Source organism: Acidiphilium sp. JA12-A1, from assembly GCF_000724705.2.
Lineage (GTDB): Bacteria > Pseudomonadota > Alphaproteobacteria > Acetobacterales > Acetobacteraceae > Acidiphilium > Acidiphilium multivorum.
This window is the reverse complement of record NZ_JFHO01000293.1, coordinates 1-440: the sequence shown is the minus strand read 5'-3', so window position 1 is coordinate 440 and position 440 is coordinate 1. Positions and strand designations below refer to the sequence as shown.

The following is a 440-nucleotide window of genomic DNA, read 5'->3' as shown; positions in this document are numbered from 1 at the left end:
GGGCGTTGAACGCGCCGTTGAGGCCGGGGCGTGTAGATCACCGCCAKTTGAAGCGCGAATGTGAGGCCGATCGCGCCGAGCAGCGGCCTGTTCGAGAGCAGCCCCTGGGTGAACAGCGACGCGCGCGACGAACGGATCGCCATGATCTGCCACATCTGCACGAAGGTCAGCACGGTGAAAACCATCGTCTGCCAGTGGGTATCGCCGAGGCGGAGCGCTCCCGCTTCCGTGAACAGCGTGATCGCGGCCATGTATCGACCAGGCAGGCCACCCGGCGCCGCGCCGCGCGCTGAGGCCTATCACGATCGATGAGCGGCTGCGTCACGCCCGGCAGGCGGTGTGGGTGGCGGTRCAGATCGGCGTCGCCCCGCAACGAAATCCGTGGCCTGCGCGATCTCGTCGTCCCGCTCCACCCGCGCCAAGCAGATCATAAGATACTT

Annotated in this window: 1 protein-coding gene; it reads right to left on the bottom strand. The window is 66.7% G+C overall.

All coding sequences use genetic code 11. The features are described from left to right. Positions 1-251: cation transporting ATPase C-terminal domain-containing protein (locus RT91_RS19950; RefSeq protein ID WP_035189841.1), on the bottom strand; the 251-nt coding region annotated here is incomplete at its 3' end. Positions 252-440: the final 189 nt, after the last annotated feature.